We start from the raw sequence: 15,087 nt of genomic DNA on the forward strand, positions 1-15,087 counted from the left end.
CCGCGCGCCTGTGCAACCCGGGAGATGCGGCGCGACGGCGTGCCGCGCCGTCCGGTCTTGTCAGCCGGGTTGCGATGGTTCACCAATCCGCCACGTCAACCTGCCGGGACCAACCCATGGCCGCCATATCAGCCGCCGCGCCTTACATTGACCGCGATCGCGATCTGCAAAACCGGGCTCTGCTGCGCGGCTGGCTTTATGTCGTGCTTCTGGTGCTGTTTGCGCTGGTGCTGGTTGGCGGCGCCACCAGGCTCACCAATTCCGGCCTGTCGATTACCGAGTGGAAGCCGATCCACGGGGTGATACCGCCGCTCAATGACGCGGAGTGGCAGGAGGAATTCCAGCTCTACCAGAAGATTCCGCAATATGCCGAGCTCAACAAGGGCATGAGCCTCGATGCCTTCAAGTCGATCTTCTGGTGGGAGTGGGCGCACCGTATCCTGGCGCGCAGTGTCGGCCTGGTCTTCGGCCTGCCGTTGCTGGTCTTGTGGGCGACGCGCCGCATCGAGCGCGGCCTTGGGCCAAAGCTGGTCGGTATTCTGCTGCTTGGTGGCCTGCAAGGCGCCATCGGCTGGTGGATGGTGGCCTCCGGCCTGGTCGACCGCGTCTCCGTCAGCCAGTACCGGCTGGCCACGCATTTGACGCTTGCCGCCCTGATCTTCACTGCCACCATGGTGGTCGCGCGCGGGCTGGCGCCGCATTCGGAGCCTGCCGCCGGCCGGCCGACACAAAGGCTGGCCGGCTTCATCGTGCTGCTGGCGCTGATCCAGATCTATCTCGGAGGGCTGGTCGCAGGGCTCGACGCCGGCCTGAGCTACAACACCTGGCCGCTGATGGACGGCAAGGTGATCCCGTCAGATTTGCTTCTGCTCGAGCCGGCCTGGCGCAATTTCTTCGAGAACCCGAAGACGGTGCAGTTCGTCCACCGGCTCGGCGCCTATACGGTCTTTGCCATCGCGCTCTGGCATATGATAGCGACGCGCCGGCGGCTGCCGGGCACGACACACGCACGCCGCGCAACGCTGCTGTTTCTGCTGGTGCTGGTGCAGGCCTCGATCGGCATCGGCACGCTGCTGATGCAGGTGCCGCTGCACATGGCGCTGACCCATCAGGCCTTCGCGCTTGTCCTGCTGGGATTTGCCGCCGCCCACTGGCGCGGCAACAAGGGCGCCTATCCACTGCCAACGCGGCCGCCCATGAACGCAGGTACATCGTCTACGGTGTCTTGGCCGTCGCAATAATCTATTTCGCGAACGAACTGCCTCGCTACGTCTAACGCGCGAGGCTGCGCCGGTCAGAAGCTGAGCCGCACCTTTCGGATCACTCCCGCAACCGACAGCTCGCGGTTCTCGTCGACCGCATTCTCGTCCTCATGATGCCATGCGGCCGACAGGCAGCCATAGGCGATGGCATGGTCGAGAATGGCAGCCGGCGTCTGGCCGAGTGTCCTGGCGAAGATCTCGGCCATATGCGCGATGCGCTCGGGATCGAGGCAGAGGTCGTCGCGCCCCAGTGGGTTGTAGAACAGATTGGCGGCGTCGAAGCCGGGATCGCCGAGCACGCCCTTCGGGTCGATCGCCAGCCAGCCGCGCGCACCGTGCAAAATGTTGTCGTGATGCAGGTCGCCATGCAGCGGCTTGACCGCATGCGGCGCATCGAGCAGCCGGTCCGCGATTTCGGCGGCCTCGATATAGAGGCTGTGCTCTCCGGCGTCGCGATCGGCTCCGGCCTTTTTGAACAGGCTGGCAAACCGTGTCCGCAGCGGCTGCAGGTCCGGCGGGGCAGGGTGTCTTGAGGGCGAGAACAGTCTCCCCATCAACTCGGCCGCGATTGCGGTCGCGGCGTTGTCGCCTTCCTTGGCCAGAACTTCGGAAAGCAGGGTGTCACCGGCATATTCCAGCAGCATGCGGTGGCCGTCCCGGCCAAGCAGCCGCACCGCGCCTTCGCCGCGCCGCCATGCGAGATAGTGCTCGCCGCGCAACTCGTCCTCGACATCGTCGAATGGTTTGAGCGCCTTGACGATGGCCGGCGAGCCGTCCTCACGCCGCACCTTCCAGATGCGGCTCGAAAACGTCTCGGCAATGAGCTCGGGCGCGCTGATCTTCCAGCGCTTTGGAAATGCAGGCGCGTCCATTCAGAGCGTGATGCCGAAAAGTGTTAAGCGGTTTTCGGGCGACAGAATGCTCTCTCCAACTGAATTAAAGGCCGAGCATCAGATCCATGTTCTGAACGGCAGCACCCGAGGCGCCCTTTCCGAGATTGTCATAGACCGCAATCAGCAGCGCCTGCGCCCGGTCGTCATTGGCAAAGACATAGACCTTCATGCGGTTGGTGCCGTTATAGACCTCGGGATTGATCTCGGGCAGGCGCTCCACGTGCTCGTAAGGAGCTACCTCGACCACGCCGCCCTTGATGGCGGCAAAATGGTCGGCGATTGCCGCGTGCAGTTCGGCGCCGGCCGGCACATGGTCGAGCCCGCCGAGCTGCAGCGGCACCACTGTGATCATGCCTTGGGCGAAATTGCCGACCGCCGGCTGCATGATCGGATCGTGCGACAGCTTCGCATAGGTGCGCAGCTCCGGCACATGCTTGTGCTGCAGGGTCAGCCCATAGACCTGGAATTCAGAGGCATCCTCGCCCTTGGCGACATAGTCCTCGATCATCGGCCGGCCGCCGCCCGAATAGCCCGAAATGCCATTGACCGTGATCGGGAAATCCGCCGGCAGCAGACCGGCAGCGACCAGCGGCCGCAGCGTCGCGATCGGCCCTTGCGGCCAGCAGCCGGGATTGGCGACGCGTTTCGCATTGGCGATGATCCTGGCCTGATCCTTGTCCATCTCGGCAAAGCCATATTCCCAGCCCTCGGCTACGCGATGCGCCGTGGAGGCGTCGATCACCTTGGTGGTGTCGTTGGCAATCAGCGATACGCTTTCCTTGGCAGCCGCATCCGGCAGGCACAGGATGGCGACATCGGCTGCATTGAGGAACTCGGCGCGCGCCACCGTTTCCTTGCGGCGCTCGGCCGGGATCGAGATGATCTCGAGGTCGCCGCGCTCGGCCAGCAGCGCCCGGATCTGCAGGCCGGTGGTGCCGTGTTCGCCATCGATGAAGATTTTCGGTTTCATGTGCCCGTCAATTCCCTGCTAATTCAGGCCTATATGCCCTGGCCATGGTTTGCCGCGCCATGGTTGCCGCTGTTCAGCTCTTCCGCCCGCGCTTTTCGCTCGGCCACCAGGCCGAGATAGTGCATGGCCACCATCGAGCCGGCGATCGCCGTTATATCGGCGTGATCATAGGCCGGCGCAACCTCGACGACGTCGGCGCCGACAATATCGACCTGGCCGAGCTGGCGCAGCGTCGACAGGATTTTCGCCGAGGACGGTCCGCCGGCAACCGGCGTGCCGGTGCCGGGCGCAAAGGCCGGGTCGAGGCAGTCGATGTCGAAGGTGAGATAGGTCTTCCTGCCGCCGGTGCGGTCGACGATCGCATAGGCGATGTCGGAAGCCCGCATCTCCTCGATCTCGTGACCGTAAAGGATCTTGATGCCGAACGTATCGGGGGCATGCGTGCGGATGCCGATCTGGATCGAGCGGTCGGGGTCGATGATGCCTTCATTGACGGCGCGGCCGACGAACGAACCATGGTCGATGCGCTTGCCATCGTCAGGCCAGGTGTCCTGGTGCGCATCGAACTGCACCAGCGCCAGCGGCCCGTGGATGGCGGCATGTGCCTTGAGCAGCGGCCAGGTGACGAAATGATCGCCGCCGAGCGACAACAGGAAGGCACCCGATTTCAGGATCTTCGCCGCCTCGCGCTCGATCGTGCCTGGTGTCTTCTGGTGATTGCCCGAATCGAGCAGGCAATCGCCATAGTCGATGACGGCGAGATGCTCGAACAGGTCGCGCGAGAACGGATATTGCGGGTCGTTGTCGAGGATCGCCGAGGCGCGGCGGATCGCCTGCGGCCCGAAGCGCGCGCCCGGCCGGTTGGTGACGGCGGCATCGAACGGAATGCCCCACACGACGGCGTCCGCGCCCTTTGCATCCTTGGTGTATTTGCGCCGCATGAACGACAGCGCGCCGGCATAGGTCGGCTCGAAGGAAGGCCCCGTCTTGGAGCGGGCGGTGAACGCGTTGTCGATGGTCTGGTTCGCCATTACGGGTCCTTCTTTGTTCATCGGGCTGCCACAACTATAGAACCGGCACGCAAGATGCCAGTCACAGCTTGGCGAAGGAGTTGTATCGCCAAGGTGCAAGGCCCGGCGGCTTCCTCTCCGGCAGCTGCGGCGATGAACTGGCGGTGCAGGCCGGCATTTCGGCCGAGATCACGGTTTCTGGGCCGAACGCGGCGCCACCATCATCCAGACCGACGAACCGAAGGCTGCGATTGGCTGGCTGGGGGCCAATGGGTTTCGGGTGCCTTATGTGGATGAGGCGAAGCCAGCCGAGCCGCGAATACGGCGAGTATCAATTAGAAATCGTACGTCGGCGCCATCACCCCACCCGGCGCTGCGCGCCTACCTCCCCATCGAGGGGAGGTAGGGCGTTGGCGCTTTAGATTCCGACAGTCGTAGCGATTGCGAGGCATGCAAGGCTGCCGCGACCTCCTACCTCCCCTCGATGGGGAGGTCGCGCCGAAGGCGCGGGTGGGGTGACAGCGCCGCCCGCAAAATCTTCACGCCGCTTTCGCCACCCCATCCAATTCCCTCAGCACATCAGCCGACAGCTCCAGGTCCGCCGCCGCCAGGTTCTCTCTCAAATGCCCGACCGACGACGTCCCCGGGATCAGCAGGATGTTCGGCGAGCGGCGCAGCAGCCAGGCGAGCGCAACCTGCAAGGGTGTGGCGCCGAGCCGCGCGGCCACATCCGACAAGGTCGACGACTGCAGCGGGCTGAAGCCGCCGAGCGGGAAGAACGGCGTGTAGGCGATGCCGGCGCGCGCCAGTTCATCGATCAACCCGTCGTCGTCGCGATGCGCCAGATTGTACTGGTTCTGCACGCAGACGATCTCGGCGATCCCACGGCCTTCCTCGACCTGCGCTGGGGTGACGTTGCTCAGGCCGATATGGCGCACCAGGCCCTTGCGCTGCAATTCGGCAAGCGCCGTCAACTGCGCCCCGATCGAGCCCTCGGCCGGACCCATCACCCCGAACATGATGCGCAGATTGACGACATCCAGCACCTCAAGGCCGAGATTCCTGAGATTGTCGTGCACGGCCTGCTCAAGTTCCCTGGCGGAATAGGCAGGCAGCCATGAGCCGTCGCTGCCGCGCCGCGCCCCGATCTTGGTGACGATGACGAGGTCTTGCGGATAGGGCGCCAGCGCTTCGCGGATCAGCTGGTTGGTGACATGCGGGCCATAATAGTCGCTGGTGTCGATGTGGTTGACCCCGGACGCCACCGCTTCGCGCAGCACAGCAATGGCCGCGTCCCGATCTTTCGGCGGACCGAAAACGTGCGGGCCGGCAAGTTGCATGGCGCCGTAGCCGAGCCGTTTCACGGTGTGGCTGCCGAGGGTGAATGTGCCGGATTTTTGGATGGTGGACATGGTCGATCTCCTTTGAGGAGGCGAAGATAGACGCTGCTCAACCTTGGGATAATAAGGTACAATCCGTACAGCTTGTGCGGAATGGCGAACAATGATGGATCTTGGCGATCTGAATGCTTTCGTGACGGTGGCGCGTGCCGGCGGTTTTCGCGAAGGGGCTCGCGCCGGCGGCGGCAGCGCGTCGGGCCTGAGCGAAGCGGTGCGCCGCCTGGAGACGCAGCTCGGCGTCAGGCTGTTCAACCGCACCACACGCAGTGTTGTTCCAACCGACGCAGGCCTCAGCCTGCTCGGACGGCTTGGCCCGGCGCTGTCGGAGGTGGAGGCGGCCCTCGACGTGGTCAATGGCTTTCGCGACAGGCCGGCCGGTTCGCTGCGCCTCAACGTCCCGGTCAGCGCCGCGCGGCTGATATTGCCCGACATCGTTCCGGGCTTCCTCGCCGCCTATCCCGGCATTCGGCTGGAGGTCATCGCCGATGAGAACTTCGTCGACGTGTTGGCGGCCGGCTGCGACGCCGGCATCCGCTATGACGAGCGACTGGAGCAGGACATGATCGCGGTGCCGATCGGACCGCGCGTCCAGCGCTTCGCCACTGGCGCCAGCCCCGCCTATCTCGAGCGCCATGGGCGGCCGCAGCACCCGAGCGACCTGCTTGGCCATGCTTGTCTGCGCGGTCGTTTTGCCAGCGGTGCGATGCTGCCGTGGGAATTCGAGCGCGACGGCGAGGTGGTGCGGGTCGACACGACGGGGCCGTTGATCGTGCGGATCGGCGGGGCGAGCGATCTTGCCGTCCATGCGGCCATTGCCGGCAGCGGCATCGTCGCTCTCTTCGAGGGCTGGCTTCGCCCTCACTTCGAAAGCGGCGCCCTGGAGCCCGTGCTCGAACCGTGGTGGCAGAGTTTTCCCGGACCATTTCTGTACTATCCCGGACGGCGTCTGGTTCCAGCGCCGCTACGGGCGTTTATCGATTACATCAAGGCCAGCAAGTTCTGAGACTTGAACCGAGGCCGGCGCCATCACCCCACCCGGCGCTTCGCGCCGACCTCCCCATCGAGGAGAGGTAGGGCGTCGCGCTCTTATGGTCGGGTTTTGGTGTCAGCCGAGCCCCCGTGGATTGTTCAGGGCGGCAAAACCGCCGTGACCCCTACCTCCCCTCGATGGGGAGGTCGCGCCGAAGACGCGGGCGGGGTGACTGCCGTGACCCAAACAAAAAAGCCGCCCGGAGGCGGCCTTTCGAGGTCTGGAACGTCGCAGCGCTTAGCGCTTCGAGAACTGGAAGGAACGACGGGCCTTCGCCTTGCCGTACTTCTTGCGCTCGACGACGCGGCTGTCGCGGGTCAGGAAGCCGCCCTTCTTGAGCACGGCGCGCAGTGCCGGCTCGTAGTAGGTCAGCGCCTTGGAGATGCCGTGACGAACGGCACCGGCTTGGCCGGACAGGCCGCCGCCGATGACGGTGGCGACGATGTCGTACTGGCCGGCGCGGTTGGAAGCGATGATCGGCTGGTTGAGGATCATCTGCAGGACCGGACGCGCGAAATAGGTCGCGAATTCCTTGTCGTTGACGACGATCTTGCCGGAACCCGGCTTCACCCAGACGCGCGCAATGGCGTTCTTGCGCTTGCCGGTGGCATAGGCGCGGCCCGACTTGTCGAGCTTCTGGACATGCACGGGTGCTGCCGGCTGGGTGTTGGCGTTGCCGGTGGCGGCGCCCAATTCTGCGAGCGAGGAAAGCTCAGCCATCTTATGCAACCTTCTTGTTCTTGGCGTTCAGCGCGCCGACGTCGAGGGTGACGGGCTGCTGGGCGACATGCGGATGTTCCGTGCCTGCATAGACGCGGAGGTTCTTCATCTGGCGACGGCCGAGCGGCCCGCGCGGGATCATGCGTTCGACGGCCTTCTCGACGACACGCTCGGGGAAACGGCCCTCGAGCAGCTGGCGCGCGGTGCGCTCCTTGATGCCGCCGGGGTGACCGGTGTGCCAGTAGTAGACCTTGTCGGTGAACTTCTTGCCGGTGAACACCACCTTGTCGGCATTGATGACGATGACGTTGTCGCCGTCGTCGACATGCGGGGTGAAGGTGGGCTTGTGCTTGCCGCGAAGATGATTGGCGATGACAGTGGCGAGACGGCCGACGACGAGACCCTCGGCGTCGATCAGCACCCACTTCTTCACCACATCCGCAGGCTTCTGCGAAAAGGTTGCCATGGATTTTTCTGCTTTCGGTTAGGACCTTCCGAAGAAGGCGTTTCTTGTTGCTTGGATTGGCGACAAGGCACTTGCCCGCCGCCAATAACAAAACGGCGGCCTTTGCGGGCCGCTGCTTCGTGACGGCTTATAGGCGAGGGGAGTGGGCACGTCAAGGCGCAGGAAACGCACCTCTGCTCGCAAAGTGTAATAAAAACAAAGGTTTGACCAAAAGGTATTATTTTACCACATCGGCGGCGCGCTTCGGCGGGATCGAATAGGTGCCGGTCGCATGCGCTACCGTGTGTCCCTTCGGTCCGGCAACGATGTCGATATCGAACACCATCAGGCTCTTGCCCAGCTTCAGGATGCGGCAATGGCCGTCGATCGGCCCGGCTTCGGCCTTGCGGACAAAATTGATGTTGAGGTTGACCGTAACCGAAAGCGCATCCGGTCCTGCGTGGCTGAGCACGCAGACATAGCCGCCAATGTCGGCCAGCGTGAACAGCGAGGGCCCGGACACCGTGCCGCCGGGACGCAAATGCCGTTCGCTGGCGTTGAGCCGCACCGTGCAGCCGCCCGGAAACACATCGAGCGCCTCATACGACGTGAACTCGTCGTTGAGCTGCGGGTAGACGCTGGCCATCAGCGCATTGACTTCAGCCGCCGTCAGCACCGGCTTGAGATTATCCTGGGCGGGCATGTCGGTCTCTCGTTCAATGCCGGGCCTGTATGAACGCAATGATGCGCTTCTGGCAACACCTCTGGCGCAAGCGATGGGTGTTGATGAAACTCGATCCGATATTAGATAGTCTGGCGCGCCGGCGGAATCGCGGAGACCTTGTCATGGCCGAAATCCTTTCTATCAAACCTGTTGCCATAGACGGGCCGGTCATCGCCAGGCTGGACAAGGGCGTGCTGCGCCTGACGCTCGCCAATCCGCCCGCCAATGCCTTGTCGCTTTCCGTCATGGCGGCACTGAGCGCCGAGCTCGACCATGCCAAGGTCAACAAATCGGTCCGCGTCATCGTCCTGGCGGCCGCCGCGAAAGTCTTTTGCGCCGGCCACGATCTCAAGGAAATGACCGCGCGCCGCGCCGACGCCGACAAGGGCAAGGGGTTTTTCGAGCAGACATTTTCGGCTTGCGCGGCGTTGATGCAGCAGATCGTGCGCCATCCGCTCCCGATCATCGCCGAAGTCGATGGCCTAGCCACCGCTGCGGGGCTGCAACTGGTTTGCAGTTGCGACCTCGCCATTGCCTCGCATGAAGCGACCTTCTGCACGCCGGGCGTCAATATCGGCCTGTTTTGTTCGACGCCGATGGTGGCGCTGTCACGCAACGTGTCTCACAAGCACGCCATGGAAATGCTGCTCACCGGCGAGACCATCGATGCCGCAACCGCCAAGGAATTCGGCCTGGTCAACCGCGTCGTGCCGCGCGAATACCTGAATCAGATCGTCACCAAATACGCGCAAACCATTGCCTCCAGATCATCTCTGGTGGTCAAGACCGGCAAGGAAGCCTTTTACGCGCAGGCCGAGATGGGGTTGGCGGACGCGTATGCCTATACCGGCCGCGTCATGGTCGAGAACATGCTGGCCCGCGACGCCGAGGAAGGCATCGGCGCCTTCATCGGCAAGCGCAAACCGGAATGGACGGACGAATAGGTTTTCGATCCATGGAACCGCGCATCTCCATCATCACCATCGCCACCGACGATCTCGAGCGCGCCGTGCGCTTTTACGAAGGCATGGGCTTGAAGCGCCACGCCGGCATCACCGATGGCGTCGCCTTCTTCCAGATGGGCGGCGCCATTCTCGGCCTGTTCCCGAGGCCAAGCGCCGAGGAGGATTCAGGCATTGCCTTCGCCGCAGCACCGTCGGCGGTCTACCTCGCCTACAACACCCGCTCCGATGCCGAAGTCGACGACGTGCTGGCGGCCGCCGAGAAGGCCGGCGGCAGGATCGTCAAGCCGGCAAGCCGCGCCTTCTGGGGCGGCTGGTATGGATATTTCGCCGATGCCGACGGCCATGTCTGGGAAGTCGCACACAATCCGGCCTTTCCGATCACGGAAGACGGCTCGATCTCGCTGCCCGACTGACCCGGATGGCGTACCGCAAGCAACTGACGCGGCTGAAGGCGCCCTATCTCAAGCGCATCCTGATTGACCCCGAGCGCGTGGAAGATTGGGAAAAATATCCATGGAACCTGCCGCTGTTTCGCGGCCGTGAATTCGAGCTCGAATTCACCACGCCGATCACCATCATTGTCGGTGAAAACGGCACCGGCAAATCGACACTGCTGGAAGCCATCGGCGCGCTGGCCGGTTACGACGAGGCCGGCGGCGGCAAGGGCTATCGTCCGGTCGATCATTCCATCGCCATCGACAAGAGCGGTGCGGCACTGGCGAATACATTCCGCGGCCACTGGCTGCCAAAAGTCACCGCCGGCTGGTTCTTTCGTGCCGAATCTTTTTACTCGGTCGCGCGCTATCTCGACCAGGCGGCACTCGAAGACCCGTTCGGACCGCCGCCGCCGGACTTCCTGTCCTGGTCGCATGGCGAAGGGTTCATTCGCTTTTTCGAGGAGCGCTGCCGCCGGCAAGGCATCTACATCCTCGATGAGCCCGAAAGCGCGCTGTCGCCGTCGCGGCAGATCGAATTGTTGAAGATGCTGCGGCGCATGGACCAGTCAGGCACGGCGCAAGTGATCATGGCGACGCATTCGCCGCTGCTGATGGCTTGTCCCGGCGCGCGGCTGTTTCGCATCAGCCGCTTCGGCCTCGACCCCACAGATTTCAGCGATACCGATCATTTTCGCATGATGCGCGACTTCTGCACGGACCCGCAGTCCTTTATGGAGGAAGCACTGAGGGAGACCGACGAGTGAACCACGATAGCTACGACAATGCCTATATCGGCGGCATCCTCAATTCGGTGAAGACCATCGCCATGGTCGGCGCATCGGCGAATGATGTCAGGCCAAGCTTTTTCGTGCTGAAATACCTGCTGGCCAAGGGCTTTTCGGTGTTTCCGATCAATCCGGGGCAGGCCGGCAAGGAAATCCTCGGCCGCATGACCTATGCCAGCCTTGCCGATCTGCCTGAACCGGTCGACATGGTCGACATCTTTCGCGCCTCCGCAGCGGTGCCCGGCATTGTCGATGAGGTGCTGAAGCTCGACCCCTTGCCGAAAGTCGTCTGGATGCAGCTTGGCGTGCGCGATGACGAGGCGGCGACGCGTGCCGAGGCGGCCGGTATCAAGGTGGTGATGAACCGCTGCCCGAAGATCGAATATGGCAAGCTGTCGGGCGAGATCGGCTGGACCGGCGTCAACTCCGGTGTGCTTTCGTCGAAGAAGCCGCTGATGCGGTCGGGATTCCAGAGTTTCGGTGTGCGCCAGAAGTAAGGCAGTGAATGGTGAATGGTGAATAGAAGGATTTTCCTGGAAGCCGGGTAAAGCCGCATATGAGCGGCTTGCAATCAAGGTGGGACTGGCCGACTTTGCGACCACCATTCATCGCTCACCATTGACCATTTCATCATTCACACGTTTACCGCTCAGAGAGGTTTTCGATGACCCGCACGCCCGGTTTCAACACGCTCGCCGTCCATGCCGGCGCCAAGCCCGACCCGGCGACGGGCGCACGCGCCACGCCGATCTACCAGACGACCTCCTTTGTGTTCGACGATGCCGACCATGCCGCCTCGCTGTTCGGGCTGAAGGCCTTCGGCAACATCTACACCCGCATCATGAACCCGACCCAGGCGGTGCTGGAAGAGCGGATCGCGGCGCTCGAAGGCGGCACGGCTGCACTTGCCGTTGCTTCCGGCCATGCCGCACAGGTGATCGTGTTCCACAATCTCATGCGGCCTGGCGATAATTTCGTCGCCGCCACAAGGCTTTACGGTGGTTCGATCAATCAGTTCGGCCATGCCTTCAAGAATTTCGGCTGGGAGGTGCGTTGGGCCGACACCAACGACATCTCCACTTTCGAAAGCCAGATCGATGGCAAGACCAAGGCGATCTTCATCGAGAGCCTGGCCAATCCCGGCGGCACCTTCGTCGACATCGAGAAGATCGGCGACATCGCCCGCAAGCACGGCTTGCCGCTCATTGTCGACAACACGCTGGCCTCGCCCTATCTGGTGCGGCCGATCGAGCATGGCGCCGACATCGTCGTCCATTCGCTGACCAAGTTCATCGGCGGCCACGGCAATTCGATCGGCGGCGCCATCGTCGATGGCGGCACGTTCGACTGGTCGAAATCCGGCAAATATCCGATGCTGTCGGAGCCGCGCCCCGAATATGGCGGCCTTGTCCTGCACGAAACCTTCGGCAATTTCGCCTTCGCCATCGCCGCGCGCGTGCTTGGCCTGCGTGACATCGGCCCGGCGATTTCGCCGTTCAATGCCTTCCTGATCCTGACCGGGCTGGAGACCTTGCCGCTCAGGATGCAACGCCATTGCGACAATGCGATCACCGTAGCCGGCTGGCTGTCCAACCACCCCAAGGTCGCCTGGGTCAACTATCCCGGCCTGCCCAGCGACAAGAACAACGCGCTGCAGAAGAAATACTCGCCGCAAGGCGCCGGTGCTGTCTTCACCTTCGGCCTGAAGGGCGGCTACGAGGCCGGCATCAAGTTCGTCGAGGCGCTCGAACTGTTCTCGCACCTCGCCAATGTCGGCGACACCAAGTCGCTGGTCATCCATCCGGCATCGACCACGCATCGCCAGCTTTCCGACGAGCAGAAGGTCAAGGCGGGTGCGGGACCGGACACGGTCCGGCTTTCCGTCGGCATCGAGGATGTCAACGACATCGTCGCCGATCTGGAACAGGCTTTGGCCAAGGTTTGATTTTTTGTAGTGAGTAGTGAGTAGTGGTCGGTATTCACTAGTTAGCAGTGATTAGTGATTAGCCACCCGTTCGAGGGAGCGCTTTCCGCTCACTACTCACTACTCACTACTCACTACTCACTAACCTGTTGGAGGCAAACCCTGTCCGCGCATTACCTGGCCATATCGACCGACAGCGTCGACGCCGAGATTGGCGCCCCGGCGCCGAATCGTCTGATTGCGGGCGATCCGAAGTTCCGCACCTGGAATGTCGAGGAGCGCGATGGCCGCCTCTATGCCGGCATCTGGGAAGCGACGCCGGGCAAATGGCGCATCGAATATGACGAATGGGAGTTCTGCCACATCCTGTCCGGCGTCTCGGTGGTTGCCGAGGATGGCGGCGAGGCGCGCACGGTGCGCGCCGGCGACAGCTTCGTGCTCAGGCCAGGCTTCAGGGGCAGCTGGGAAGTGCTTGAAACGACCCGCAAGGAGTATGTGATCAAGCTCTGACGCTCGCGGCGCGCTTGGACTTCACAAAAGCCGATCGATGTCAGTGTCGGAAAAGCCGTATCCGCTCATCATCTCCCTGTGCCAGGGACTTCCAAGCAAATCACTGAGACATGAATCGACGCGCTGGAGCAGGGTGGCACTGCCTTTGGCGAGAGCGAAAGCGCCGGGCGCTGGCTGTTTTTCGACTGCCGGGACGTCGACGACGTCGAGAGGCGCGTCGGGTCGCCGGCTCAGATAGCCGCGATGCGCGAGCGCTGCACTCGCATAGGCATGCACCACGCCGGCCGCGACGGCGTTAGCTGCTTCGGCCTGAGTGGCAAATATCCTTAGCCGTTCGGGCTGAATAGCGTTTTGCAGGGCCGTCCGGTGCTGGATCTGGCCCGATATGACGCCGATCAGCGCCGTCCGATCATTGGCGACGGACCGATAGCCATCAAAGGCGCGGGGATTGTCTTTCGCGACCAGCAATCCATTCGCCAGCATCCAGATCGGCCTTGTGAAGTCGACCAGCTTCCGGCGGTCGTCGGAAATGAACAGGCCGGTGGTTATGTCCCACCGATCTTCGGCAAACCCAGGCAGCAGCTCGGCAAACTCGGTCTCGATGGGCAAAAGTTCCAGCCCGAGCGTCAGGCAGACCCTCTTGGCCAGTGGGCATCGCTGCCGCCCAGACGTCCCGATCCGTCGATAAAGCAGAAGGGTGGTTCCTGTAGAAAGGCGAATCTCATTTTCTCGGGCATGCGTCGGCTCCGCCGTCCTCACAAGCTCACAATGAGCTTTTCCAGCCCATGAAAATGATAGGTGTCGCGGAAGCGCGGCTGCTCCGCAAGATGGAGTTGCGGCTGCCGCTCGAACAGGGTTTTCAGCGACACCTGCAATTCCAGCCGCGCCAGCGGCGCACCAATACAGAAATGGATACCGGCGCCGAACGAGACATTCTTCTGGTCTGGTCGGCCGGGCCGGAAGGCGCCAGGTTCGGCAAAGGCAAGCGGATCATGATTGGCCATGCCGAGCAGCAGGCCGACCGTCTCGCCCGGTTGTACGACAACCCCGGATGTCACCTCGACCTCCTGATAGGCGTAGCGGGTGAACATGTGCAGCGGCGCGTCGAAGCGCAGGCACTCCTCGACCGTCGCAGCGGTTGCTTCCGGCGAGGTGAAGAAACGGCCGGGGTCGCCGCCTTGCGCCAGCAACGTGCGCACGGCGTTGCCGGTTTGATGGACGGTCGCCTCGTGGCCGGCATTGAGCAACAGGATGGCGGACGAGACCAACTCGTCTTCCGACAGCTTTTGGCCATCCTCCTGCGCCGCGATCAGCAGCGACAGCAGGTCGTCGCCAGGCTTCTTGCGCCGCTCGGCGACATAGCCGCGCAAAAAGTCGGAAAAATCGCGCGCGGCGCGATTGGCCGCTTGCTCGGTCTCGCGCGTGCGGCCATGCATGTACATGGCCACCATCCGGTGCGACCAGTCGAGCAGTTGCGGCCCCATTTCGACCGGCACACCGAGCATTTCGGCAATGATGGTGATCGGCAAAGGTGCGGCGAAGCTGGGCAATAGATCGACCTGGCGCGGCTCGAAACGGTCGATCAGCTCATTGGCCAGCGCCTCCACGCGCGGCCGCAGCCGCTCGACCTGGCGCGAGACGAAGGCGCGGTTGACCAGGGTTCTGAGCCTGGTGTGCACCGGCGGCTCCAGCTCCAGCATCGAATTGCTCTCGATGCCGTCGAAAGCGGCCAAATGCGAGCGATCCTCGCCGATGCCGCGGCTGTCGGGAATGCCGGCCGGGTTCTGGCGGCCGAAGCGGCGGTCGCGCAACAGCCGGTTGACGTCGTCGAAGCCGCCAAAGCACCAGAAGCCGAATTCCTCCCAGAAGAAGGCATTCGATGCGCCATGCAGGACGGCATAGGCGTCGTAGGGGTTCTGGAAAAACGCCGGTTCGTGCGGATCGAGCCGCAGGCGGCGCGTGGCTGGATCAAAGGCGAGGTAGGGCGGCATGGATGTGGTCATGCCAGACCA

Annotated in this window: 17 protein-coding genes and 1 pseudogene; 9 read left to right on the forward strand and 9 right to left on the reverse strand. The window is 63.2% G+C overall.

Annotated elements, in window-relative coordinates; genetic code table 11:
* Positions 1 to 116: 116 nt before the first annotated feature.
* Positions 117 to 1,241 (forward strand): COX15/CtaA family protein, encoded by a 1,125-nt coding sequence (locus NKI96_RS00495; protein ID WP_352802497.1) that lies wholly within the window; start codon positions 117 to 119, stop codon positions 1,239 to 1,241.
* 53 nt (positions 1,242 to 1,294) lie between these two features.
* Here the strand turns inward: NKI96_RS00495 and NKI96_RS00500 are convergent, their stop codons facing one another.
* From NKI96_RS00500 to speB, 3 genes are all read right to left on the reverse strand, one after another.
* The gene (locus NKI96_RS00500; RefSeq protein ID WP_023734128.1) at positions 1,295 to 2,134 is read right to left on the reverse strand and encodes an aminoglycoside phosphotransferase family protein; all 840 of its coding nucleotides are present in this window, start codon (positions 2,132 to 2,134) and stop codon (positions 1,295 to 1,297) included.
* A gap of 64 nt (positions 2,135 to 2,198) precedes the next feature.
* Positions 2,199 to 3,125, reverse strand: a complete 927-nt coding sequence (gene argC, locus NKI96_RS00505) for an N-acetyl-gamma-glutamyl-phosphate reductase (RefSeq protein ID WP_352802500.1) — start codon at positions 3,123 to 3,125, stop codon at positions 2,199 to 2,201.
* Positions 3,126 to 3,154: 29 nt separating this feature from the next.
* Positions 3,155 to 4,156 (reverse strand): agmatinase, encoded by a 1,002-nt coding sequence (gene speB, locus NKI96_RS00510; RefSeq protein WP_023669405.1) that lies wholly within the window; start codon positions 4,154 to 4,156, stop codon positions 3,155 to 3,157.
* A 98-nt stretch (positions 4,157 to 4,254) separates the two neighbouring features.
* Between speB and NKI96_RS00515 the strand changes: the two are divergent.
* Positions 4,255 to 4,474: pseudogene (locus NKI96_RS00515) on the forward strand (glycerophosphodiester phosphodiesterase family protein); the annotation flags it as partial.
* A gap of 200 nt (positions 4,475 to 4,674) precedes the next feature.
* Here NKI96_RS00515 and NKI96_RS00520 read toward each other — a convergent pair.
* Positions 4,675 to 5,547: an aldo/keto reductase family oxidoreductase gene (locus NKI96_RS00520; protein ID WP_352802503.1), complete on the reverse strand. Its 873-nt coding sequence runs from the start codon at positions 5,545 to 5,547 to the stop codon at positions 4,675 to 4,677.
* 91 nt (positions 5,548 to 5,638) lie between these two features.
* Between NKI96_RS00520 and NKI96_RS00525 the strand changes: the two genes are divergently transcribed.
* Positions 5,639 to 6,538: a LysR family transcriptional regulator gene (locus NKI96_RS00525; protein WP_352802506.1), complete on the forward strand. Its 900-nt coding sequence runs from the start codon at positions 5,639 to 5,641 to the stop codon at positions 6,536 to 6,538.
* A 264-nt stretch (positions 6,539 to 6,802) separates the two neighbouring features.
* Here NKI96_RS00525 and rpsI read toward each other — a convergent pair whose 3' ends face one another.
* The 3 genes from rpsI to NKI96_RS00540 form a co-directional block, all read right to left on the reverse strand.
* Entirely contained in the window at positions 6,803 to 7,285 is a 483-nt protein-coding gene (rpsI, locus tag NKI96_RS00530) for a 30S ribosomal protein S9 (protein ID WP_352802508.1), read from the reverse strand.
* Position 7,286: 1 nt separating this feature from the next.
* Positions 7,287 to 7,751 (reverse strand): 50S ribosomal protein L13, encoded by a 465-nt coding sequence (gene rplM, locus NKI96_RS00535; RefSeq protein ID WP_023669409.1) that lies wholly within the window; start codon positions 7,749 to 7,751, stop codon positions 7,287 to 7,289.
* A 217-nt stretch (positions 7,752 to 7,968) separates the two neighbouring features.
* Complete coding sequence (locus tag NKI96_RS00540; RefSeq protein WP_023693292.1) at positions 7,969 to 8,433, reverse strand: PaaI family thioesterase; 465 nt, start codon at positions 8,431 to 8,433, stop codon at positions 7,969 to 7,971.
* A 143-nt stretch (positions 8,434 to 8,576) separates the two neighbouring features.
* On the opposite strand from NKI96_RS00540, the gene NKI96_RS00545 reads away from it, so the two are divergent.
* The 6 genes from NKI96_RS00545 (at position 8,577) to NKI96_RS00570 (ending at position 13,075) form a co-directional block, all read left to right on the forward strand.
* On the forward strand, positions 8,577 to 9,398 hold the full coding sequence (locus NKI96_RS00545) for an enoyl-CoA hydratase (protein WP_352802511.1): 822 nt from the start codon (positions 8,577 to 8,579) through the stop codon (positions 9,396 to 9,398).
* An 11-nt stretch (positions 9,399 to 9,409) separates the two neighbouring features.
* On the forward strand, positions 9,410 to 9,832 hold the full coding sequence (locus tag NKI96_RS00550) for a VOC family protein (protein WP_352802514.1): 423 nt from the start codon (positions 9,410 to 9,412) through the stop codon (positions 9,830 to 9,832).
* A gap of 5 nt (positions 9,833 to 9,837) precedes the next feature.
* Positions 9,838 to 10,620: an AAA family ATPase gene (locus NKI96_RS00555; RefSeq protein ID WP_352802517.1), complete on the forward strand. Its 783-nt coding sequence runs from the start codon at positions 9,838 to 9,840 to the stop codon at positions 10,618 to 10,620.
* A complete protein-coding gene (locus tag NKI96_RS00560) occupies positions 10,617 to 11,138 on the forward strand; it encodes a CoA-binding protein (protein ID WP_023705040.1) in 522 nt (173 codons plus the stop codon). Before NKI96_RS00555 ends, NKI96_RS00560 begins: the two co-directional genes overlap by 4 nt.
* A gap of 167 nt (positions 11,139 to 11,305) precedes the next feature.
* Positions 11,306 to 12,586, forward strand: coding sequence for an O-acetylhomoserine aminocarboxypropyltransferase (locus NKI96_RS00565; RefSeq protein ID WP_023711524.1), 1,281 nt, complete (start codon positions 11,306 to 11,308; stop codon positions 12,584 to 12,586).
* Between the two features lie 141 nt (positions 12,587 to 12,727).
* Entirely contained in the window at positions 12,728 to 13,075 is a 348-nt protein-coding gene (locus tag NKI96_RS00570; RefSeq protein ID WP_023734124.1) for a cupin domain-containing protein, read from the forward strand.
* Between the two features lie 21 nt (positions 13,076 to 13,096).
* Here the strand turns inward: NKI96_RS00570 and NKI96_RS00575 are convergent, their stop codons facing one another.
* On the reverse strand, positions 13,097 to 13,834 hold the full coding sequence (locus NKI96_RS00575; RefSeq protein WP_023734123.1) for a transporter substrate-binding domain-containing protein: 738 nt from the start codon (positions 13,832 to 13,834) through the stop codon (positions 13,097 to 13,099).
* Positions 13,831 to 15,078 carry a cytochrome P450 gene (locus NKI96_RS00580; RefSeq protein WP_352802520.1) on the reverse strand — a complete coding sequence of 416 codons (1,248 nt, stop codon included), beginning with the start codon at positions 15,076 to 15,078 and terminating at the stop codon, positions 13,831 to 13,833. Before NKI96_RS00580 ends, NKI96_RS00575 begins: the two co-directional genes overlap by 4 nt.
* Positions 15,079 to 15,087 lie beyond the last annotated feature (9 nt).

The organism is Mesorhizobium sp. M0292, assembly GCF_040321695.1.
Lineage (GTDB): Bacteria > Pseudomonadota > Alphaproteobacteria > Rhizobiales > Rhizobiaceae > Mesorhizobium.